This is a genomic window from Acinetobacter sp. CAU_H_29a_1, from assembly GCF_058599505.1.
Genome location: NZ_CM178655.1, coordinates 2575970 through 2598475, shown reverse-complemented (window position 1 = coordinate 2598475; position 22506 = coordinate 2575970). Strand labels below are relative to the sequence as shown.

28 protein-coding genes and 1 tRNA gene are annotated in these 22506 nt (G+C 39.7%); 24 read left to right on the top strand and 5 right to left on the bottom strand.

The genetic code is table 11. From position 1 onward, the window contains the following. The first annotated feature begins 34 nt into the window (after positions 1-34). From AC4MDD_RS12995 to AC4MDD_RS12930, 14 genes are all read left to right on the top strand, one after another. Complete coding sequence (locus tag AC4MDD_RS12995; RefSeq protein ID WP_119064367.1) at positions 35-343, top strand: hypothetical protein; 309 nt, start codon at positions 35-37, stop codon at positions 341-343. Beyond that, complete coding sequence (locus tag AC4MDD_RS12990) at positions 343-672, top strand: head-tail joining protein (RefSeq protein WP_119064369.1); 330 nt, start codon at positions 343-345, stop codon at positions 670-672. The genes AC4MDD_RS12995 and AC4MDD_RS12990 overlap by 1 nt, the downstream gene beginning before the upstream one ends. Next, on the top strand, positions 669-1178 hold the full coding sequence (locus tag AC4MDD_RS12985; protein ID WP_491881782.1) for a hypothetical protein: 510 nt from the start codon (positions 669-671) through the stop codon (positions 1176-1178). Before AC4MDD_RS12990 ends, AC4MDD_RS12985 begins: the two co-directional genes overlap by 4 nt. Beyond that, positions 1163-1738 (top strand): hypothetical protein, encoded by a 576-nt coding sequence (locus tag AC4MDD_RS12980; protein WP_490752127.1) that lies wholly within the window; start codon positions 1163-1165, stop codon positions 1736-1738. The genes AC4MDD_RS12985 and AC4MDD_RS12980 overlap by 16 nt, the downstream gene beginning before the upstream one ends. Beyond that, a complete protein-coding gene (locus AC4MDD_RS12975) occupies positions 1735-2370 on the top strand; it encodes a phage baseplate assembly protein V (protein ID WP_491881781.1) in 636 nt (211 codons plus the stop codon). Before AC4MDD_RS12980 ends, AC4MDD_RS12975 begins: the two co-directional genes overlap by 4 nt. Continuing rightward, positions 2370-2708, top strand: a complete 339-nt coding sequence (locus tag AC4MDD_RS12970; protein WP_178318471.1) for a GPW/gp25 family protein — start codon at positions 2370-2372, stop codon at positions 2706-2708. Before AC4MDD_RS12975 ends, AC4MDD_RS12970 begins: the two co-directional genes overlap by 1 nt. Beyond that, positions 2705-3622, top strand: a complete 918-nt coding sequence (locus AC4MDD_RS12965) for a baseplate assembly protein (protein ID WP_491881780.1) — start codon at positions 2705-2707, stop codon at positions 3620-3622. The genes AC4MDD_RS12970 and AC4MDD_RS12965 overlap by 4 nt, the downstream gene beginning before the upstream one ends. Beyond that, the gene (locus AC4MDD_RS12960; protein ID WP_490752133.1) at positions 3619-4149 is read left to right on the top strand and encodes a phage tail protein I; all 531 of its coding nucleotides are present in this window, start codon (positions 3619-3621) and stop codon (positions 4147-4149) included. The genes AC4MDD_RS12965 and AC4MDD_RS12960 overlap by 4 nt, the downstream gene beginning before the upstream one ends. Further along, positions 4149-5084 carry a phage tail protein gene (locus AC4MDD_RS12955; RefSeq protein WP_491881779.1) on the top strand — a complete coding sequence of 312 codons (936 nt, stop codon included), beginning with the start codon at positions 4149-4151 and terminating at the stop codon, positions 5082-5084. Before AC4MDD_RS12960 ends, AC4MDD_RS12955 begins: the two co-directional genes overlap by 1 nt. A gap of 8 nt (positions 5085-5092) precedes the next feature. Then, positions 5093-5575, top strand: a complete 483-nt coding sequence (locus AC4MDD_RS12950; RefSeq protein ID WP_491881778.1) for a hypothetical protein — start codon at positions 5093-5095, stop codon at positions 5573-5575. A gap of 76 nt (positions 5576-5651) precedes the next feature. Beyond that, positions 5652-6845 (top strand): phage tail sheath subtilisin-like domain-containing protein, encoded by a 1194-nt coding sequence (locus AC4MDD_RS12945; RefSeq protein ID WP_491881777.1) that lies wholly within the window; start codon positions 5652-5654, stop codon positions 6843-6845. A gap of 12 nt (positions 6846-6857) precedes the next feature. Then, positions 6858-7367, top strand: a complete 510-nt coding sequence (locus AC4MDD_RS12940; RefSeq protein ID WP_279734042.1) for a phage major tail tube protein — start codon at positions 6858-6860, stop codon at positions 7365-7367. 3 nt (positions 7368-7370) lie between these two features. Then, the gene (locus AC4MDD_RS12935; protein ID WP_491881776.1) at positions 7371-7646 is read left to right on the top strand and encodes a phage tail assembly protein; all 276 of its coding nucleotides are present in this window, start codon (positions 7371-7373) and stop codon (positions 7644-7646) included. Positions 7647-7916: 270 nt separating this feature from the next. Beyond that, on the top strand, positions 7917-8528 hold the full coding sequence (locus AC4MDD_RS12930; protein ID WP_428871827.1) for a hypothetical protein: 612 nt from the start codon (positions 7917-7919) through the stop codon (positions 8526-8528). Between the two features lie 62 nt (positions 8529-8590). On the opposite strand, the gene AC4MDD_RS12925 is transcribed toward AC4MDD_RS12930, so the two are convergent. After that, positions 8591-8821, bottom strand: coding sequence for an excalibur calcium-binding domain-containing protein (locus AC4MDD_RS12925; protein WP_428871826.1), 231 nt, complete (start codon positions 8819-8821; stop codon positions 8591-8593). A gap of 125 nt (positions 8822-8946) precedes the next feature. Here AC4MDD_RS12925 and AC4MDD_RS12920 point away from each other — a divergent pair, with 125 nt between their 5' ends. Next, a complete protein-coding gene (locus AC4MDD_RS12920) occupies positions 8947-9720 on the top strand; it encodes a DNA-methyltransferase (protein ID WP_491881775.1) in 774 nt (257 codons plus the stop codon). Continuing rightward, positions 9717-11075, top strand: a complete 1359-nt coding sequence (locus AC4MDD_RS12915; protein ID WP_491881774.1) for an ISL3 family transposase — start codon at positions 9717-9719, stop codon at positions 11073-11075. The genes AC4MDD_RS12920 and AC4MDD_RS12915 overlap by 4 nt, the downstream gene beginning before the upstream one ends. A gap of 52 nt (positions 11076-11127) precedes the next feature. Here AC4MDD_RS12915 and AC4MDD_RS12910 read toward each other — a convergent pair whose 3' ends face one another. Further along, positions 11128-11379: an Arc family DNA-binding protein gene (locus tag AC4MDD_RS12910; protein ID WP_428871825.1), complete on the bottom strand. Its 252-nt coding sequence runs from the start codon at positions 11377-11379 to the stop codon at positions 11128-11130. A gap of 110 nt (positions 11380-11489) precedes the next feature. Between AC4MDD_RS12910 and AC4MDD_RS12905 the strand changes: the two genes are divergently transcribed. The 6 genes from AC4MDD_RS12905 (at position 11490) to AC4MDD_RS12880 (ending at position 16762) form a co-directional block, all read left to right on the top strand. After that, the gene (locus tag AC4MDD_RS12905; RefSeq protein ID WP_428871823.1) at positions 11490-11654 is read left to right on the top strand and encodes an Arc family DNA-binding protein; all 165 of its coding nucleotides are present in this window, start codon (positions 11490-11492) and stop codon (positions 11652-11654) included. A 111-nt stretch (positions 11655-11765) separates the two neighbouring features. Continuing rightward, on the top strand, positions 11766-12659 hold the full coding sequence (locus AC4MDD_RS12900) for a KilA-N domain-containing protein (RefSeq protein WP_428871822.1): 894 nt from the start codon (positions 11766-11768) through the stop codon (positions 12657-12659). Between the two features lie 91 nt (positions 12660-12750). After that, positions 12751-15111: a phage tail tape measure protein gene (locus AC4MDD_RS12895; RefSeq protein ID WP_491881773.1), complete on the top strand. Its 2361-nt coding sequence runs from the start codon at positions 12751-12753 to the stop codon at positions 15109-15111. Then, entirely contained in the window at positions 15111-15569 is a 459-nt protein-coding gene (locus AC4MDD_RS12890; RefSeq protein WP_490752145.1) for a phage tail protein, read from the top strand. Before AC4MDD_RS12895 ends, AC4MDD_RS12890 begins: the two co-directional genes overlap by 1 nt. Further along, the gene (locus AC4MDD_RS12885; RefSeq protein ID WP_119064391.1) at positions 15570-15779 is read left to right on the top strand and encodes a tail protein X; all 210 of its coding nucleotides are present in this window, start codon (positions 15570-15572) and stop codon (positions 15777-15779) included. It begins immediately after the preceding gene. Then, positions 15770-16762, top strand: a complete 993-nt coding sequence (locus AC4MDD_RS12880) for a phage late control D family protein (protein WP_491881772.1) — start codon at positions 15770-15772, stop codon at positions 16760-16762. The genes AC4MDD_RS12885 and AC4MDD_RS12880 overlap by 10 nt, the downstream gene beginning before the upstream one ends. 52 nt (positions 16763-16814) lie before the next feature. On the opposite strand, the gene AC4MDD_RS12875 is transcribed toward AC4MDD_RS12880, so the two are convergent. The 3 genes from AC4MDD_RS12875 to AC4MDD_RS12865 all read right to left on the bottom strand — a co-directional run bounded on the left by AC4MDD_RS12875 (position 16815) and on the right by AC4MDD_RS12865 (position 19734). Further along, positions 16815-18059: a tyrosine-type recombinase/integrase gene (locus tag AC4MDD_RS12875; protein ID WP_491881771.1), complete on the bottom strand. Its 1245-nt coding sequence runs from the start codon at positions 18057-18059 to the stop codon at positions 16815-16817. A 167-nt stretch (positions 18060-18226) separates the two neighbouring features. After that, a tRNA-Arg gene (locus tag AC4MDD_RS12870) sits at positions 18227-18302 on the bottom strand. A gap of 79 nt (positions 18303-18381) precedes the next feature. Then, entirely contained in the window at positions 18382-19734 is a 1353-nt protein-coding gene (locus AC4MDD_RS12865) for an amino acid permease (RefSeq protein WP_491881770.1), read from the bottom strand. A gap of 331 nt (positions 19735-20065) precedes the next feature. On the opposite strand from AC4MDD_RS12865, the gene prpF reads away from it, so the two are divergent. Beyond that, a complete protein-coding gene (prpF, locus tag AC4MDD_RS12860; protein ID WP_491881769.1) occupies positions 20066-21256 on the top strand; it encodes a 2-methylaconitate cis-trans isomerase PrpF in 1191 nt (396 codons plus the stop codon). A 316-nt stretch (positions 21257-21572) separates the two neighbouring features. Then, entirely contained in the window at positions 21573-22484 is a 912-nt protein-coding gene (locus tag AC4MDD_RS12855) for a polyprenyl synthetase family protein (protein WP_058952533.1), read from the top strand. Positions 22485-22506 lie beyond the last annotated feature (22 nt).

Sequence of the window (22506 nt, the reverse complement as noted above, 5' to 3'; positions counted from 1 at the left end):
AACCTGTCTTTAGACTTTATATAGGCATATAAAAATGGTTAAGAAACTAACTGTAGTTATCGCTTTAACTTCCGCTGTTGCAATTGATGGTGAAATTCGTGTTGCAGGCGCTGAAGTTGAAGTTGATCAAGATCTTGCAAAAGATTTATTGGCGCGTGGTCGTGGCGTATTGGTTGAAGCAACCGATTCCACCCAAGAGGGGGATGAAGAGATTGATTTGGCTAAAATGACAAAAGCTCAATTGGTTGAATTTGCACTACATGAATATGAAATTGAACTTGATGCATCGCTTACCAAGGATGCGTTAATCGAAGCGATTCAAGCAGCTGCGGAAGACGAATAATGACTTCGCCGAGTTGGGAAAATTTAGACGTTTTCCTACAAACTGATGCGGTAGGTGGCTTTGCTATTACCGCAACGATTCAGTTTGCGGATGGGTCTGATGATAAGCCAGTAACAGGCATATTTGATGAGCCATATCTAAATGCTCAGCTTGGCGAATATGAAGTTGACGATGCTCAGCCACGCTTTACATGTAAATCAAGTGATGTGAAAGGTGTGGCGCGTGGTGATGACTTGTTACTCCCCGACGGTCGCAAATTTCATGTGATGACATATCCACAGCAAGACGGTACTGGAATGTCTATTCTTAAGCTTGAAGTGAATGCATGATTTCTCTTGATATTAGTGCTCAAGGCATTGAATCAATTATTGCTGAGTTAGAGCCTACGGAAAAACAAGTTAATGCTGCATTAAGCCGTACTTTAAATAAGATGGCCAAGTGGATTCAAACGAGAACTGTAAAAGGTTTGAGTGTTGAATTACAAGTTATGCAGAAGGTTTTACGCAGAAGAATGCGTAAGACGACGATTCTAAAAACAAGTACAGGTTGGACAATCAATCTTTGGTATGGCTTAAACGAAATATCATTGATTCATTTAAATGCACGTGAAACTAAACGTGGCGTGACTGCTGGTAGACATAAGCGAGACAGTGCTTTTATTGCCAAAGGTCAAGTTTTTAAAAGACAAGGAAAAGAGCGTTTGCCACTTGAAAAGCAAACGTTAGAAATTAAAGAAAAAGCAGATTCATATTTAGATGGACAGGCTTTTTCTAATGGGTACCAAGAGCAATTTTTTAAAGTTTTGGAGCATGAATTAAAATGGCAGATGCGATAGAGGGCACAGACATCGTTGCAATGCATGAGAACATTGTAAAAAAACTTTCAGATCAATTTAAAGATGATTTTAAGTTGATTGAATTTTATCGAAGTGAAAATGAACGCTCGCCATTAAAAAAAGAAAATTTACCAGCATTGTTGCTTGAGGTTCCTGACTTTGAATTGAATCTGGAAGAAGATGCAGGTACAGAGCAATTGCCTATGTTTGCTCGCATTGAAGCGCGCGTTGTTATTGATGCAATGGAAAAAGAACAAGACAATCCAACTTTTGCAAAATTAAAGGTAAGAGCACTTGCCTTAAAACTCGCTCAATACCTTTTTAAAAACAAACATTTTCACGAATTAAAAACAGGTCCATTAACTCTTTTAGATGTGACCGAAGATGCATTTTACCCAGGACTTGATCGGTTTGATGTTTGGCGTGTGGATTTTTCCATACCTATTCATATTGGTGAAAGTATTTGGAAATCTGGAGGTGTGACGCCTACAGCATGGTTTGGTTGGTCGCCTGAAATTGGTAGCGCTCATTCAAGTGCTTATCAGGAGATACTGCCATGAGTTATGCATTAGCACAGATGGATCGCATCCTTGCAAACCTTATAAAGATAGGTCGTGTAGATAGCGTTGATTTAGCCGCTGGTACTGCAACAGTAAATTTTGATGGTGAGTTGGTATCGGGTCTTGAGTGGGCTAAATCACGTGCTGGAGCAGATCGTTCATGGAATGGTGGTTATACCAAAGGCGAGCAAGTTGTAGTGCTATCTCCATCGGGTGATTTGTCACAAGGTGTTATTGCATTTGCGATATCTCAAGATGCTTTTCCGAATGCTGGTGATAGTGAAAATCCGAAGCGTGTTTTTGCGGATGGCACAACTATCGAGTATGACAAATCAAGTCACACACTATTCGTTGATGCCTCGGCTTCTAGTGGTCATGTCGTTATTCGATGCAATACAGCTCAAATCCAAGCTGAATCAACAATCACTATGGATGCACCAAATACAATTTGTACTGGAAATTTAACCGTAGCTAAGTCATTAAGCATGGGTGCTGGCGGTGGAACTGCGACGTTGGAAGGAAATGTCTCTTTTAGTGGTGGTTCATTAACCCATGACGGGAAAAATATTGGTGAATCACATACGCATAAAGGTGTCCAAACTGGTGGTGGCAACTCAGGAGGCGTGAACTAATGGGTATGAATGCTGAAACGGGTCGTGAATTGACAGGGTTGGAGCATTTAAAACAATCGATTGCTGACATTTTAAATACTCCGATTGGTTCGCGTGTGATGCGCCGTGATTATGGCTCTCGATTATTTGAGTTAATTGATGCTCCAATTAATAGAAGTACAGTGGTTGATATTGTTGCAGAAACCGCAGAAGCACTGATGAAGTGGGAAGATCGCCTTGTGGTTAGTGCTGTAGATGTAACGAGCGCAGTAGTAGGACAGATTGTTCTAAGAATTACTGGTAAATACAAACTTGATGGAAAAACTGTTCAATTAGATGGGATTGTGGTGGGCAAATGAGTACAGTCGATTTTTCACAGCTTTTACCGCCTAGCTTAATCACAGAATTAAGCTACGAAGCTATTTTCACAAAAAGAAAAGAAAGCTTCATATCTCTATATGATGCATCTGAACAGCAAGCAGTACGAGAGTTATTGCAACGTGAATCTGAACCAGTAGTGAAGTTACTACAAGAAAATGCATATTTGGAAATGCTTTATCAAGCAAAATGTAATGCTGACGCTAGATCTTTATTGCTTGCTTATGCGGAAAAATCAGATTTAGATCATTTGGCTTTAACAGAATACGGGCTAACACGCTTAGTCGTCACGCCTGCTGATAACACAGCGATACCGCCAGTTGAAGCTGTGTATGAATCTGATGAGCGATTGCGTGAGCGTTGTATTTTGTCCTTTGATGGTATGAATACGGCTGGATCTGCAAATGCGTACCGTTATTTCACATTATCGGCAGATGGTCGCGTTGATGGTATTAAAGTCCGATCAGAGCCTGAGAATCCATATTTATTAGATGTTGTGATTACACAGGTTGATAGTATCAATGGGCAAGCATCAGAAGAGTTGGTTTCAATTGTTCAAGCTGCATTAGATCCTGATCATGTGCGTCCTATCTGTGATAGACCAACAGTAAAATCTAGTTTGGCCACAAATTACCAAATTGAAGCAGTTTTATATGTGGGTAAAAATGCTGAAGATGCATTGTTACTTGAAGCTGCAAATATTCGATTAGATAAATACATTAAAAATGCTCAAAAAAACGGTGAAAGTATTTACCTATCTGCAATTTATGCTGCATTGCATGTAGATGGGATTGAGCGAGTACAAATTATTTCACCGACAGCAGATTTGGTAATGGATAATTATCACCATCCATATTGCACCACTAAAAGTATTACGGTTGGAGGTGTAATTTGACAAGTTTACTTCCTCCAAATTCAACAGACTTAGAGAGAAAATTTGCTGAAGCAGGTAAAGATGCTTTTGATTTACCATCAATTCGTATCATCAAAGATATCGATCAGGTGCCAGCGCAGTTTTTACCATTTATCGCATGGCAAAAGTCAGTGGACTATTGGGATGAAAATTGGCAGGAAGCGTTAAAACGTAAAGTCATTAAAGAATCACGAGCTTTACATCGTTTAAAAGGCACGCCAGCAGCAATTAAACGTGCACTAGAACCCTTTGGTTATGAAGTGAACTTAATTGAGTGGTTTAAAGCGGTACCTAATTTAGTGCAGGGCACTTTTAATTTAGAGCTAAACGTCATTGGCAAAAGTTTAAATGCAGAAACATACGCTGAAATTAATCGCTTAGTTTCGGAATCAAAAGCAGCATCACGGCATTTAGCAAACCTTACCGTAACAATTAACCCAATTTTAACGATACGCAACCTTATTGTGCATCAAACAGCATTAACGTATATAAGTGAGCCGAGGTCATAATGCCTGAGTATTATAATGTCACAACTAATTTAGGCGATGCTGAAATAGCAAATGCTATCGCCACAAATACAAAGTTGAATATCACTCATATTGCTTTTGGTGATGGTAACGGTTCAGTACCAACGCCAACAAAAACACGGACATCTTTAGTTCGTGAAGTTCATCGTCAAGCTGTCACTAAATACGAGCGACACGCAACAAATGCTAATTGGATTGTGATTGAAACTATTATTCCATCTGATATCGGTGGCTTTACAATTCGTGAAATTGGCATTATCGCGAATGGAAAGTTGATTTCACATGGTTCACATGCACCTTTTGAAAAGGTAGCTGATCCAAGCGGTGTGAGTGAATATCGACTTAGATTTACGCAAAACGTAACGGATGGTTCTGTTGTTGAATTAACATTAGATCAGTCTTTGATTTATGCCACACAAGCATGGATTGACGAAAATTATATTAAACGTTCTGAAATCGTAGATAACTTAACAACGGATGATGCAGACAAAGTTGCTTCTGCACGTACTGTAAAAGAACTGCAAGACAATAAACTTGAAAAGACCGATTTAAAAGATGCAAGCGCAGATCAAAAGGGCGTAGTAAAACTAAACAACACACTAACCAGTACAAGCACTACACAAGCATTGACTGCTGCACAAGGTAAAGTTCTAAATGATAAAGCATTTGGAGTATCTCAATCATCTAAATCAGTAACTCTTATATCTGGTACAACATACACAAACACAAAGAATAAACCTATCACCATTGCTGTGGCGACTAATGGTTCAAGTAGTAAAGCTGCTTCTATAACAATAAATGGTATTCAACTATTTAGCACAACATCCTCAAATCTGTATTCTTGTGGGTTTACAGTTGGAGTTGGTGAGTCATATAACGTGACAGGTAATAACATTACAGCAATTGAATTTTCATGAGTATTAAGATGCAAAAATATATTAAAACTGATTTATCAGAAATTCGTTATTTTGAAGACGAAGTCAAAGTCTGTGATTGGATTGATTTAAAAGAATATCGATTAATGACTGAAACAGAAATTATAAAACATGAAACACCAAAACCAACAGAATTTCACACTATTTGGGTGTGGGATAATGAGCCTAGTGCAGGCCATTGGGAAGATGGTCGCACCGAAGAAGAAAAGCTTGCATATAAGCGTTCACAGTATCCAAAACTAACACGCTATCAATTTATGCGTGGCATGTTGGAGTATGGTTACAAATCATCTGACATTGAAGCTCAAATCATGCTCATTGAAGATGAATACACACGTGAATTAACAATGATCGGGTTTAAAGATGCGACTAACTTTGTTCGTACAGACCCAAGTATTGATGTTATGCGTGGCATGTTAAAAAGAACAGATTTAGAAATTGATGAGTTTTGGGAACTGTGTATGACGTTTTGAGTCACAATTGTGAATAATGAAAACTACTACATAAAGCGTAAAAATTAACTAAAATCTTCAACTGAGATTGCGGTTAATGAGCGATTTATTTTTACATGGGATTCAAAACGCCACAGTAGATGATGGTGAACGTCCCATCACTACTGTGCGTAGTTCCACTATTGGCGTGATTGGGTCTGCACCAGAAGCCGATCCTTTAATTTTTCCACTGAATAAACCTGTTTTAATTGCAGGGTCACGCACGCTTGCAGCTAAGCTTGGTGAAACAGGAACATTGCCACAAGCACTAGATTCTATTTTCGACCAAATTGGCGCCGTGGTTATTGTTGTACGTATTGATGAAGAAGAAACAGATCCAGCTACATTAGCAAATGTAATTGGTGGAGTAGATGCAAACACTGGTACTTATGAAGGTGTGCATGCATTCTTAGCATCTGAAAACATCACGGGCTTTGTCCCTAAAATTCTAATTGCGCCTGGTTTTACACATACGCGTACAGAAGCTGTTGGCGAAACACCAGCTACATCAAATCCAGTTGTTGCGGAATTAATTGGTATTGCAGAGCGCTTAAAAGCAGTCATTGTTGCTGATGGTCCTAACACTAATGATGCTGATGCAATTGCATACTCAGAAGACTTTGGTTCTAAACGCGTATTCCTTGTTGATCCTAAAGTTCTAAAATCAGTCGACGGTGAAACTTCTCAAGAATGGGCAAGTGCTTGTGTTGCTGGTTTAATTGCTAAATCAGATAATGATCGTGGTTGGTGGTGGTCTCCGTCTAACCAAGAAATTAATGGTATTGTTGGTACTGCTCGCGCAATTGATTTTGCAATGGGCGACGCGAATTGTCGTGCGAATTTGCTCAATGAAAAAAATATCACAACAATTATCCGCCAACAGGGTTATCGTCTTTGGGGCAACCGCACACTTTCAAGTGATTCAAAATGGGCATTCTTATGTGTTGTACGTACAGCAGATATGATTGATGAATCATTAAAAGCGGCACACCTTTGGGCTGTAGATCGTGGCATTACAAAAACTTATGTAGATGATGTGATTGAGGGGGTGAATGCTTACTTGCGTTACCTCACAAACATCGGTGCTATTTTGGGTGGTTCTTGTTGGGCGGATCCTGATCTAAATTCAGCAGATCAAATCGCACAAGGGAAAATCTATTTCGATTTTGACTTTACGCCAGTGTATCCAGCCGAGCATATTATTTTCCGTTCTCATTTGGTTAATGACTATATCAAAGAGATTTTTTCTTAAGGAGTATTTGAGATGGGTGTAGCAAAGGATATTCGTAAGAATTTTAATTTATTTGTTGATGGTCGTGGCCATGCTGGTAACACAGATGAAGCCAATATGCCTGAATTGTCTTTACAAACTGAAGAATACCGCGCTGGTGGTATGGATGCCCCGATTGATATCACAATGGGGATGGAAAAGTTAGTTGCTGACTTTACTTTGAATGCACATGATCGTGATGTCTTGTCTTTGTTTGGTGTGAAAGAGGGTAAAGAGACCGCATTCACAGTGCGTGAAGCGATGGAATCTTATGATGGCACAGTAACAGCCGTGGTTCATAATTTGAGAGGTAAAATTGTCAAAATTAACCAAGGCACCTCAAAAGCTGGTGAAGCACCTAAAGATAAATATGACTTGTCTTTGACATATTACAAGCAAACGATTGGTGGTCAGGTTATCCATGAAGTTGATGTGATTAACATGGTTCGTATTATTAACGGTACAGATGTGCTTGCAGATATTCGCTCAGCATTAGGAATGTAAAAGATGGAAAATCAGGAAAAAGCTTATATTAAGGAAGGTGAGGGCAAAAACACAATTGAATTAAGTCGTCCTTATGGTGGCATTCAATTTGTAGATATGCGTGAGCCAACAGTACAAGATTTACTGACAGCTGAATTACAAAGCAAAGGTAAGTCCAGTGCTGAACAAGAAATTACGATGTTTGCAAATCTTTGCGAAATTGAACCCGATTTTATTAAAGGTTTGGGTTTACGTGATTATGGTCGTATTCAGGATTCATATCGACTTTTTACATCTTAAGTGCAAATAACATTCGTCAGCATGTAATTGCACTATCATCATTTACATCATGGTCATTGACTGAAATTGAGAAGTTACCAATTTCAAGATTGATTTGGTGGTGTGATGGATTGCCAAGAGAATAAAGCACCTTAGGGTGCTTTCTCTAATTCCTCATTTGAAATTTGGAAATCTTAAAGGGTGGCATTTGAGATGCGGCCCTTTATTTTTGAATATGATTGTTTTTTGTTATGATGTTGGCACTTTTACTTGATAAGAATAGGGTTATATATGGGGGCTTTGAATAATTGCATTCTAGTACTTCTAATTGCAGTATTGGTTGGATGTTCCTCTGATGAGACGCCAAAAACGCAAGAACAAGTTGCGGCAGATAATGCTGAGAAAATCAAAAAAATTACAGAATCAGTAAAGTTGAGTGTGTCAGATAATACGCCTATTGATCGAATACAGGCTGTTATTGAATCGCTTGATGAAATTGAAGATGAAATTCAAGACGCTCAATTTTTTAATAATCAAATTATCAATATTCGATTGAAAGCACATGATTCCACAGATTATTTAACAGTCGTTCACACTGCGGAAAATGCTAAGAAGGTCATTGATGCATTAAAGAAAGAGAATGTTACCGATCTCAAACAATTTAATGTTATGCAGAATGTGACCCTAGTCGATAAATACAACAACAAACATGATAGTGAACTTTATACACTAAAGTACAATTACCCAGAGCTTATGAAATTTAATAGTGATGGGAGTACAACATATTTTAATTTTCTAAAGTTTGCTGAGTACTCAGCTAATAATAGGCTTGGGAGTGAGACTTTTTTAAATTTTTGTCTTGAAGGTGCTCAGTTTACTGGGGATTTTTGCAAGATTAGATAGTTTTAATAGAAGTAAAAATGATGCTCAGATTTGAGCATCATAGAAAATGCTTTGATCTGCTATCATTTTTTCTTAGTGGGGCAGTTTTTACCATTACCACCAGGTAGACAATCACAGGCTCTACCATCACCGTCACGATCTAGGCTTTTCCATCCTGCTTGACCTGACTTTTTGCGTGCTTCATACCAATTTTGTGCTTGCTGTTGAGTAGAAAAGTCTTTGCATTTTTTCGCTGCGGCAAAGGTTGTTGTAGCGGGTAGTATTATTAGCAGTGTAAGTAGGATGATTTTCATTGTGTTTCCAAAGAATAAAAGCAATAGATGTATATTTAAATTATTTTTTGGCTCTACGGAATAACGTGTGTAATTGATTAAGCTATGTTATATTCTTATTCAGGAATATCGTGTGGAATATAACAATGAATTATAACTTGTTCGGCAATGTTGGTACCGATAAAAACATAGAGTTACTTCATGGTGATTGCCTTGATTTAATGATCTCTATACCTGATAAGTCAGTTGATCTAATCCTTTGTGATTTACCATACGGTACCACTTGTTGTGCTTGGGACATTGTTATTCCTTTTGATCAGCTGTGGGGACATTACGAAAGAATTATCAAAGATGATGGAGCTATCGTTTTATTCTCTGCACAACCTTTCACAGCAGTACTTGCAAGTTCTAACTTAAAACTATTTCGCTATGAATGGATTTATGAAAAACCCGCAGCCACAGGTTTTTTAAACGCAAATAAACAACCTTTAAGAGCGCATGAGAACATTCTTGTTTTTTACAAGAAACAGCCAACATATAATCCTCAAAAAACATTTGGTCATCAAAAGAAAAAAGCTCGACGAAAAGATATAGGTAGTGAGGTTTATGGTAAAGCTTTAAAGATTCAAGATTATGAATCAACAGAGCGGTACCCAAGATCAATTCAAGTTTTCAATAGTGACAAGCAAAACAATGCTTTACACCCTACACAAAAGCCTGTTTCTATATGCGAATATTTAATAAACACATATACAAATCAGGGTGATTTAGTGCTTGATAATTGCATGGGTAGCGGTACCACTGGTGTAGCTTGCGTTAATACAAACAGAAGATTCATCGGCATTGAAAAGAATGCTGCATACTTTGAAATAGCTCAAAACCGCATATTAAACCTACTGCAGATGGATGTGGCCGTATGACTGACATCCTAGCTCTTTCAAATTGGGCCGTATTAAGTGTTGAGCATGGTAAAGAGTTAATTATCAAAGCTGAATACTTGGTACAGCCTGATTGCTGTTTAAAATGTGGCTCTGAGCACTTCTACAAACATGGCCCAAAGACCGTAGCTTACCGTGATGGTCCAGTGCGTGGCTCACCTGTCATTGTTCAGGCTGTATTGAAGCGATACCGTTGCAGAGATTGCGGTGGTACGTTCATTCAGCCTATTGATGGTATTGAGCCAAATACACGAATGACAGAGCGTTGCGTCGAGATTATTCAAAATGAATGCTTTACCGATACCTTTGTGAACATTGCAAAGCGTATAGGTTGTGATGATAAGACCATACGTTCCATAGCAAATGAGTACGTTAGCCGCCTAAATGAAGCGTATGAGCCTGATTTAAGTGGCTGGATCGGCATTGACGAAACCATGATTGATGGCAAGCAACGCTTTGTAGTTGTTAATGTTGAGCAGCGTCGATACATCGACATGTTTGATACACGCGATAAGGCTGCTGTTTCCAACTGGCTGCAACGCAACAGGAATGCACATATTGAAGGCTTTGTCATGGATATGTGGAAGCCCTACAAAGATGCTATTCGAGCTGTATTTCCAAATACACCGATCATTGTTGATAAGTTCCACGTTGTCCGCATGGCAAACCAAGCTATGGATGGCGTACGTATTCAATTATCAAAAGATCGCACGAAAGCGATTGGCAAAGACTGGATGCGTCGTAAATCCCTGCTTCGTATGCGTTATAAGGACCTTGATGAACATGGTCTGTATAACACTGATATGTGGCTTGCAAACGAACCACATGTAGCAATAGCGCATAATCTTAAAGAGCTGTTCTACTGTATCTATGACCAAGATAATCGGGCAGATGCAGAGCAAGTACTTAATGACTGGCTAGACATCATCCCACCAGAGATGAAGAAAACAGCCAAAGACTTCAAGCCGTTGGTTACAGCAGTTAAGAATTGGCGAGAGGAAATACTTGCATACTTCGACAAGCCATTAACAAATGGTTATACAGAAGCTATGAACGGTGTGGCCAAAGTAATTAATCGTCAAGGTCGAGGTTATAGTTTTGAGATGTTAAGAGCAAAACTATTGTTCAAAGATAACCATAGAGAGATTCTTGGCAATGTTGTCAAACATTCAGATTTCTTGTCTGAGGAAGAACTAATTGCATTAATAGAACAGTCTCATGTATGTCAGATTTGTTCAGCCAAGCCTATAGGTGAAATATCTGGTATAGGACTTGGCTACTGTAGTTCTTGTTTTGATAAATTGCTTAATGAGGAAGTAAATTCCACACAGAGTTAAGAAATTTAACCATGCTCTATGGAATAGACTTACACATCATATTCCGTAGAGCCTATTTTTTAATGCGTGCGACTTCTTCTACCGTAAGATGAAGTCCTCTTGAGTTTAATTTATTGAAAATAAAATATATAAGTTCATCAGCACTCAAATCATCAAGAGATTTATTAATATTTTTAAAACTTTGCTCTAAGCGATAAACAGCTTCAGCGTTAATTGATCGACCGCTCAATTTAGCAGCCTCTTCTACCTGTTGTTTCAATTCAGCGGGTACTCGTAGATTGAATTGCGGGTCAGTTCTAGCCATTGTGTAATATCAAAAGTTATCTGTAGGTTGTAAGAATATGTTAGTACGGTGCTTGACATCAATATTAGCACCGTATTAGCATTAGCACTGTAATATTACAGAGATTCGAAATGGCGAGAACCGATAAGCAAATGAATTTCCGCATGCCACATGAGAACGTGGATAAAGTAAAAATTCATGCAAAAAATGAAAAACGATCAGTAACGGCTCAGTTAAATCTGATTATAGAAGAATGGCTTGAAGCAAAAGAACGAAAAGAGAGTGCGAAAGCATGAAATCAACTTCGGTCAATTTGACCGAACAGCAGACAACAAAAAAGCGCACCCTGACCTGAGAAATCAAATGCGCTTTCGTGTTGTTTAACCCAAACCAATAGGATTAGAACTATGTCTAATTTAACACAAAATTTCTCAAGTCCAAACAACCAGCCCTTAGTCATTGGTGAATTTGCTATTCGCCAAGACGATGAAGGTAGATATTCACTTGCTGATTTGCATAAGGCGAGTGGTAATCTTGCTAAGCACAAACCTTCTAACTTTTTGCGTGTTGAACAAACACAGGAGTTGATTAAGGAAATTGAGCAATGCTCAGATATAAGCCTTTGTGAAAACAACCACTTCTCAAATATGAGAAGTGCTGTAAAAGTAATTAATGGTGGTAATAATCGTGGTACGTACGCGGTTAAGGAAATGGTTTACGCATACGCAATGTGGATCTCCGCAAAATTCCATTTAATGGTTATTCGTGCTTACGATGCTATGGTTATGCAATGGCAGATTAGCGATAGAAAATCCATTTCACCTGAGCAACAGGCTTTATTACATGAGATTGTAGATCGTCGATCTAAAGGTGAGCGTAAGATTTATGCTGAAATGTGGAGTCGCCATAATCGACACTTTAAAATCCCACGTTATGCGGAACTTTTAGCTATTCATTTTCCTGAAGCAGTGCATTATTTAGAAACAATGGAGCTTAAGGCTAAGATTGTTGAGCCAAAACAAGACTTGATTGCGGTAGATCGACACTACGATCAATCAGTGCAAGGGTTAGCTTGGCACATGCTTTGGGTTCGTGAGTGGTGGCGTGAGTTTGGTGAGGCTATTCGCACTATTAGCCCGCACATGGCTGGCGCGGTGCATGACCACTTTCAGGATGGTGCAATGTTTGCTTTTCATTTCATAGATAAAGACGAGTTGAAGAAGCAGCGTGATCGGATGGATTACTATCAATGGCATCTAAACCCCGCAGAACGCATGGCATTAGATTACAAGCGCAAATAAAACACAAACCTCCTTCGGGAGGTTTTTCTTTGCATAAGTGAATAATGAATAAAAGGCATTAAAAATAACAAAATGGCACATTGGTTTAATTGTGTCAGATGCAATGTCAAATAAGAAATTAAATGCCATCATCACGATTGGTGGTGAAGTTGCAGGCTCTTTACGCACTGCGATAGGAAGTACCACATCACAGCTCGGTAAAATTGGGTCTGAAATTCAGCGCGTTAAAAAACAGCAATCTATGCTAGGCGAATCTATTCGCACATTCGGAAGCATGGGTAAAAATGTTGATAATTTACGTGCACGGTACTCTGGTGTTACTGATGAATTGAAGCGCTTAACGCGTGCACAAGAAAAATTAACAAAAGTCGAAGCATCAAGAGTTGAAAATCAACAAAAGCTTCATGAGCTCACAAGTCAAATCGGATCTACTGTTGCAACTGCAGTTTCATTCGGTGCGCCTATTGTGATGGCTGCTAAGTTTGAAACAGCAATGCTTGGCATCGCAAAACAATTAGATGGTGCGCGGGATGAAAGCGGGAAGCTAACCAAAGACTTTTTTAATATGCAGAAAGAAGTTCAATTGCTTGGACGAGAACTACCAATTGCCACAAATGAAATCGCTCTTATGGTTGCTGAATCATTAAAAATGGGTGTGGCCAAAAAAGATGTAATTGAATTTACAAAAGTTGTTGCTGAGATGGGGACAGCATTTGAATTACCAGTTGATCAACTTGCTCAAGATATGGGTAAGATTGCTAATATGTATAAGATTCCAATAAAGAATATTGATGATTTAGCAGATACCATTAACTATCTTGATGATAATGCTATTGCATCTGGTAAAGATATTATTGATTTTATGCAACGCGTGGGTGGTACAGCGTCCATGGTTAAAATATCAGACAAGCATACAGCTGCCTTGGGTTCAACATTGCTTACACTTGGTGAAAAAGCTGAAACGTCATCAACAGCCATTAACGCTGTATTCTCAAAACTAGGCGCCGCTAATACTCAGTCAAAACCATTTAGAGAAATGGTCGAAGAATTAGGCTTGACGACTGGTCAATTGGGTCGTGGAATGCAAACTGATGCAATCGGCACTATTTTTGAAGTAATGGATAAGATCAAGAAGCTTCCTAAAATTGCTAAGGATGGTCAAACATCACAGATTGATGCTGTTGCAACTTTATTTGGTGCTGAACATTGGGATACATTCTCTAAATTAATGGAGAATAGGGCCGAGTTAGAAAAACAATTGCGCCTTTCTACAAGTAGCGATGCAAGTGGAAGTATGAGTCGAGAATTTAAGGCTCGAATGGAGACAACAGAGGCGCAGTGGCAAACATTTAAAAACCGAGGTTCGGAATTAGCTGTCAATATTGGAAGTGTTCTTTTACCTGCAGTAAATTCAATTATGGCAAGTGTTGGAAATGTCGTTTCTGTATTTGCAGATTGGTCTAAAGAGCACCCTAAGCTAACTAAATTTATAGTGACCACAGTTGTAGCGCTAGGTGCATTTAAAGTTGGCTTATTAGCGGCTCGTCTAGCAATCCTTGCTATTAAATCACCATTTTTATCTTTATCTAGTGAATTTGTAAAATTGTCTGCTTCTGGTGGTATTACAGGGAAAGTATTTACAGCTTTACTTAATCCAGTAGGTTTATTGAAATCCGCATTCGGTATGGTTGTTCCAATAGTTAAGCAGGTTGGTTTTATTCTTTTACGCACGCCGTGGGGGATAGCTGCTGCAGCAGCTGTCGCAGCAGGTGTTTTGATCTACAAATATTGGGATCGCATCAAAGCGTTCTTTAGTGGTTTTTGGACTGGATTAAAACAAGGACTTGAACCTGTAGTCGCATCATTCACTGATCTTTATAAATCGATGTCATGGCTAGAGCCAGTAATTCAAATGATTGGTAATGGTATTGGGATTGTCTATGACTGGTTTATGAAGCTTATAGCGCCAACAAAGGCCACGGATGAACAGTTAAGAAATGCTACAAGTGCGGGTGAATCCTTTGGCAAGATTGTTGGTGGAGCAATCAACATTGCTTTGGCACCTGCAAAAGCGCTTATGGGTGTACTTGAGTGGATTCATAAACATATTGGTGGGGTGATTGGTCAAGTCGCGGATCTGGCAAATAAGGCGCCCAGTGTTGGAAGTTTTTTTGGTTCGGTTAAAAGTACTTTTGGTTTTGGAGCATCCGAGCAGAAGAAGCCTCAAGCATCTCGCGCCGTGCCATATCGTACTGCTGGGCCAGCTCCTCAGATTCGTGGTGCAAATACTAAGAGTATTGCACCACAGCAACACATTACACAGTCTTTCACTGTGACCGCCGCACCAGGACAAAATCCAAATGAAATTGCCAATTTGGTGATGCAAAAACTGAAGAGTGCGAATGCCGTTGCCCAACGTGGCTCAATGATCGATGCGGGGTATGCACAATAATGGACGGTCAAATTTTTGGTACATTCCTCTCAATGATGAAGTTGGGAACATTTAGGTTTTGTATTTATACAGCTGCATATCAAGAACTGAATCGAACCACAAATTATAAGTGGGGAGAACAAGCGGTTTTTGGCGGTTGGGATAACTTACAGTATTTAGGACCGGGTGAAGATGCAATTTCATTAACAGGCGTAGTTTACCCTGAGTTTAAAGGTGGTACGGGGCAAATTGACGACCTAAGAGCATTGGCTGCAACAGGACAACCTCAATTACTTGTGAGTGGTACAGGTAGAATTTTAGGTTATTGGGTCATCAATAGCATTACAGAAGGCCAGACTAGGTTTGCTGCTTTTGGTGTTCCTCGCCGGCAAGAATTTACAGTGAATATGCGTAAATACTCTGATAGTCCTGAGCGCTTAGGTTTACTTGGCACACTAATGAATGCAATAGGTATATAAATGGCTCAATATTCAACGAAAGATGGTGATACTTTAGATGAAATCGCTTATCGCTATTATGGAAACACGAACAACAAAGTCGTGGAAAACATTATTGAAGCGAATTTTGGTATTACAGATTATCCAGCAATTTTACCTGCGGGTGTTTTGATTGAGCTGCCTGAAGTAACACAATCAACTGAAAAGCAGAAGGTGAAATTATGGGATTAAAACCTTGCTTCTCTGTCATTGCGAATGAAACTGATATCACCAGCATCATTTCAGATTTATACGAATATATCTCTATTACTGATGGCACAGGCTATGAATCAGATACTTGCGAAATATCTTTAATTGATGACCCTATTCGTCCTATTGAGTTACCCAAAAAAGGGGCTGAGTTAAGAATCTTTATGGGATACGACTTAGCAATGGTCGATATGGGGCTTTTTATTGTTAGTGAAGTTTCGTTGTCTGGACCACCTGAAAAAATGGTGATTCGTGGTCGTGCGGTACCACAACTTACAAGTAAAAATGGCATCACTTCATTAGCTTCCCAAAAAACAAGATCATGGCCAAAGGACACAACCATCTCTACTGTGGTGAGTAAAATTGCAAAAGAGCATGGCCTTGATTCGCTGGTAAGTGAAGCGGTAGCACAAATTAAGTTGCCACACTTTGATCAGTCGGATGAATCAGATTTAAACTTTTTACTACGTATTGCAAAACGCTATGATGCTGTTTGCAAACCCGCAGGCGGAAAACTGCTTTTTGTGAAACGTGGTGATATTGATTTACCGACTCTGACGTTAGCAAAAGAAGAAGTTAGCGACTGGGAAATGACATCAAGTACAAGTGATAGCGCGGGTACTGTGATTGCTTATTGGCATGATAAAAAGGGCGCTAAAAAGCATGAGGTGAAAGTTGGTGATGGTGAGCCAGTTAAAAGATTAAGACATACTTATCAAGATGAGAAAAGTGCATACGCAGCTGCCCAAGCATCACTTGATCAAGCGCGCCGTGATGAGGAAAAGTTAAGTTTAAATTTACCAGGTAATCCTCAAATTTCGGCAGAAATGCCAATAACACTTGTGAATTTTAGAGAGGGTATTGCTGGAGATTGGATTGTTGAGCAATGCGCGCATAATATTGATAAGAGCGTTGGTTTTAAAACATCTGTTAATAGTGTAAAAAGCTTAAAAGAGGAAGAATAGTCGTAGTTGGAGTGGATTTACAATCTTATTCCGTAGAGCCAAAAAATGTGGTTTACATAATTTCACGGCTTTTAACTTCGCGAGATTTAGAGTAATTATTTTTGATTTCATCGCAATAATCAGACCAGTGTTGCATCATTTTTCTACGTTTATCCAAATGTTTAGTTCGATTATAAGCGCGACCATGCATATCTTTAACTTTGTGCGCAAGCTGTTGTTCAATAATCTCAATAGGGTAGCCCAAGACTTCTTCAAGTATTGTTCGAGCGGATGCGCGAAAACCATGTCCACATACCTGCTCAGATGTATAACCCATTCTCCTGAGCGCTTGGTTAATGGTATTTTCAGACATTGGCTTTAACTGCGTGGTAATCGCAGGGAAAACAAATTCACTGCATCTTGTGATGGGTTGCAGATCAATTAGCGCCTCAACAACTTGTTTAGATAGTGGGACAATATGCTGAACACCAGTTTTACTGCGAGTCTTTGGTGGTGTGTAGGCCCAAGTGCCTAGATCTAAATCTATATCAGACCATTTTGCATGACGTAATTCACCCGGACGAACAAATACGAGAGGTGCGATTCTTATCGCAGTCTTTGTAATAAAAGTTCCTTCGTAGAAATCGATATCATAAAGCAACTGAGCAAAGTCAAACACTTCTGTAAGCGCGGATAAATGCTTTACCTGAGGTGCTTTCAATGCGCCTCTTAGGTCTTGAGTAACATCACGCTCACAACGACCAGTGGCAACTCCATATCTAAAGATTTGACCGCATTTTACTTTTACTTTTTTTGCGGTTTCGAGCTTGTCTTGTTTTTCATAGAAACGGCAAATATTAAGCACCTCAACAGGTGTAATTTTATCGATCGGTTTTTTACCGATATATGAGTTAATAACTTCAAGCAGACGAGCTTGACCTTTAATCGTAGACTCAGCCAAATTTTGTTTAGAAACCCATTCTGCAGCAACACCCGCAAAGGTATTTTTCTCAGACAAAATGTGTTCTTGAATGATGCGCTTTTTCTCTTCATGCGGATCGATGTCTTGTGCTATGAGAGAGCGTGCATCTTCACGTTTCTGTCTTGCTTCAGCAAGGCTTACCTCAGGATATGGCCCAAAACTTAAAGTATTTCTTTTTTTAGTGAATGGTCTGGAATAATCAAAACGCCAAAATTTCTGTTGGTTCTTGTCAATATAAAGATACAAGCCATAGCCATCCGATAGTTTGGCTGGCTTGCCTTCTGATTTAGCTCTTTTTATCTTTGCATCGGTAAGTGGCACAACGGTTTTAGGCATTTTTGCGGTATCACTTTTGCGGTATTTTCACTCATACCGTAAAAGATACCGTGAAAAATACTGTGTTATGGTGGACTATCATGGACTATTAAACGATATAAAACCCGCCAGATCAATTGATTTCACTATGCTTTATGGACTATGGTGGCCGACCATAGAACTTAAAGTGGTGCGCTCTGCGGGACTCGAACCCACGTCGGTCGCTTAGGAGGCAACTGCTCTATCCAGTTAAGCTAAGAGCGCAAAAGTGCGGTTAATGTAGCTGATTTTACTCAAAAAAAATAGTTATTGCCGAAACAATAACTATTTAAAAATGAATATTTTATGCTTTTCTATACAGAATTTTGTATAGAACGAACATTAATACGATCCAGATTGGAATCATGATCACAGCGCCGCTTAAACCTTGAGTCCACATGATGTAAAGCACTACAGCAATAAATGCAAGAACAAGGTAGTTACTGAAAGGCGACCAAAGTGCAGGAAATAATGGTTTTTTCGCTTCGCTTTTCATGGCCTTCATAAATTGAAGATGAGTTAAGCTGATCATGGCCCAGTTCAATACCAAAGCACCAACAACAATATAAATTAAGTTGCTGAGAGCATCTTCTGGCGCAAAATAATTCAACAGTACACAACCGAAAATGAGCAATGCTGAAAACAAGACTGCTGGAATTGGTACGCCTTGCTTATTGGTTTTACTGAATATTTTAGGTGCATTACCTTGCTGTGCTAAACCAAACAGCATGCGGCTGTTAGCATACATACCGCTGTTATATACAGAAAGTGCTGCAGTCAAGATAATAAAGTTCAGTAAATGCGCAGCCCAACCGATACCTAATTGACTGAAGATCATTACAAATGGGCTCTTATCTAAGCCACCAAGTTGCAAATCATTCCAAGGTACAAGCGATAACAAAATGGTCAATGAACCCACATAGAAAATGAGGATACGGAATACCACTTGGTTGATTGCTTTAGGAATTGATTTTTGTGGATTATCAGCTTCTGCTGCAGCCATACCAATCAATTCAATACCGCCAAAGGCAAACATGAGGAAGGCAAGCATATAGAAGAGACCTTCAACGCCATGTGGGAAGAAACCGCCATGTGACCAAAGGTTGCTAAATGAAGCCGTGGAATCTGCACCTGCCGTGGCCAAAAGATAAAGACCAAATACAATCATGGCGACGACGGCCGTGACTTTGATAATAGCTAGCCAGAACTCTGATTCACCGTAAAACTTCACATTACCTAAATTGACTAAGGTAATGATAACAAAGAAGGTTAAAACAGATGCCCATGCAGGAATATGAGGCCACCAGTAGTTGATATACTTCGCAACAGCGGTAAGTTCGGTCATGGCTACTAGAACATATAGAATCCAGTAGTTCCAGCCAGCCAAAAAGCCTGCAAATTTGCCCCAGTATTTGTTTGCAAAATGACTAAAAGAACCGGCTACAGGTTCTTCAACGATCATTTCCCCGAGTTGACGCATGATTAGAAATGCAATTAAACCGCCAATTGCATAGCCCAAAATAATGGATGGGCCAGCAGATTCAATCACATGTGCGGAACCTAAAAATAAGCCAGTACCAATTGCGCCGCCCATGGCAATCAATTGAATATGACGGTTCTTTAAGCCACGCTGAAGTTGAGACGACTCTTTATTCAAGTTATTTCAGCCCGACAATGGATAAGTGTTTCCGATTGTAATAGATCGCGAAGAAATCGCATAGTAGCTCAAAATTCATGAAAAAAAGTTATTATTCATATGAAAAATAATGTGTAATGAATTGTAAATAAAAAACATATGAATCAATATATTAATTTTATTTAAATTATCAAATTGGGAATTTTATTTGGAAACCGGACGTTCACAAATGATGTTTTTTTAGACTTAAGTCTGTATTTTACGTAGGCATAGGGAAAAAAGGTATGATGATCCTAAGTTAAATCAGATCTTTTGACTTAACACAATGATAAATATGAAGGATTCAATAAAAATGAGTTTTGCACCGCAAATCAAAATTCCAGCAACGTATATGCGTGGAGGGACCAGTAAGGGCGTATTCTTTAAATTAGATGATCTCCCAGAAGCTGCGCAACAGGCTGGACGCGTTCGAGATCAGTTATTGCTCCGTGTAATTGGTAGCCCCGATCCTTATGCAAAGCAGATTGATGGTATGGGTGGTGCAACATCGAGTACCAGTAAAACGGTGATTTTAGCGAAGAGCCAACAGCCCGAACATGATGTCGACTATTTATTTGGGCAAGTGTCGATTGATCAGCCTTTTGTCGACTGGAGCGGAAACTGTGGCAACTTAACGGCTGCTGTAGGCTCATTTGCGATTTCAAATGGTTTGGTCGATGCTGCACGTATTCCAGAAAATGGCATCTGCACAGTCCGCATTTGGCAGGTGAATATTCAAAAAACCATTATTGCACACGTACCTATTACGCAGGGGCAAGTTCAAGAAACAGGTGATTTTGAACTTGATGGCGTGACGTTCCCAGCTGCAGAAGTGCAAATTGAATTTTTAGATCCAGCCGATGATGGTGAAGATGGTGGTGCAATGTTCCCAACAGGGAATCTGGTTGACACTTTAGAGGTTCCAGAGATTGGTCGCTTTCAAGCAACGTTTATCAATGCAGGTATTCCGACCATTTTCTTAAAAGCAGAAGACATTGGCTACACGGGGAGTGAATTACAAGACGCAATTAATGGCGATGCCAAAGCTTTAGCGCGTTTTGAAACCATTCGTGCCTATGGTGCAAAACAGATGGGGCTGATTCAAGACATTTCTGAAGCTGCCAGTCGTCAACACACGCCTAAAATTGCTTTTGTTTCTAAGCCAAAACAATATGTCTCGTCGAGTGGTAAAACCATTACAGAGCAAGACACCGATTTATTGGTTCGTGCACTTTCTATGGGTAAATTACACCATGCGATGATGGGGACAGCAGCTGTTGCCATTGGTACCGCAGCAGCGATACCAGGAACCTTGGTCAATTTGGCCGCGGGTGGTGGAGCACGTGAAGCAGTTCGTTTTGGCCATCCTTCAGGTACCTTACGTGTCGGAGCGCAAGCGATACAAGAAAAGGGTCAGTGGGTAGTGAAAAAAGCTGTCATGAGCCGTAGTGCTCGTGTGCTGATGGAAGGTTGGGTGCGTATTCCCGCTGAAAGCTTGGATTAACACGATGTAAAAAGCCTCTCTCTGTAGAGGCTTTTTTATGTCAACTCTAGGCCTGTGATAAGCATGCTAAAAATAACCAAGAGCATGAGTGGTGACTTTTAGGGCTTGATTGCTTGAGTAATGATTGCTTGAAATAGTAGAAAAGTCATTCTTATCACCTCGTCTGCAAAAATTAATAGAATACTGCGCCTTGTTTGTACTTTCGGCATAGAGAAAGCGGGCAGAAAGCAGTATCATGCCAACAGATCACTTCAAATGATCGACTCAGTCAAACTGAGCACCAGATTAATTTATCCTATTGTTATTCGAGGCGAATGTGTCAGCACTAACCGACGTATCAGCAAATGCACTCCAACAGGCTCAACAACGTATTCACGATGATTTATTGACTGCACTTGATGCTTTTTCAATTCCGGAACCGTTAAAGAGTGCTGTGCATCATGCGGTCATGTTAGGTGGAAAACGTGTGCGTCCTGCGCTGTGCTATGCCACGGCACATTTAAATCCAAACAATAATGCAGCTGCCGTGCGCCGCGCCGCTGTAGCTGTGGAACTGATTCATTGTTATTCCTTGGCACATGATGATTTGCCGTGTATGGACAATGATCTTTTGCGTCGTGGTCAGCCGACCTGTCATGTGGCTTATGGTGAAGATACGGCTTTGCTTGCGGGCGATATCTTACAGTCCATGGCATTTGAAATTTTAGGTAGCCGTCTGTTTGATGCTGGCCCAGTGGTTGATCAAGGTATTGTACTGAAGCAGATGCAAATTTTAGCGACAGCGAGCTCTAAAATGGTGTGTGGCCAAGTCCTTGACCTGCAAGCCGAAGGTAAACGTGTCGATCAGACTGCACTTGAAAATATCCATCGAAATAAAACGGGTGCATTGATTTCTGCTGCGGTGATGATGGCCGCAGTGACTGTATTTGATGGTTGCGATCAAGCGATTCCAAAGTTACGCGAATATGCGCAGGCAATTGGTTTGGCTTTTCAGGTGCAAGACGATATTTTAGATATCATTTCAAATACAGATGTCCTGGGTAAAACTGCAGGGAAGGATGAGCAAGTCGAAAAATCGACTTATCCAGCTTTGATGGGACTTGAGGCTGCACAAGACTATGCCAAGACTTTGCATGATCAAGCCTTTGCTGCTTTGGCTTATTTCCCAACGGATGCGGCAGCAGAACTTAATCAGATTTCACAGTTTTTATTGGCTCGTCAAAGCTAAGTTTTAGTGTTTATATTAAAAA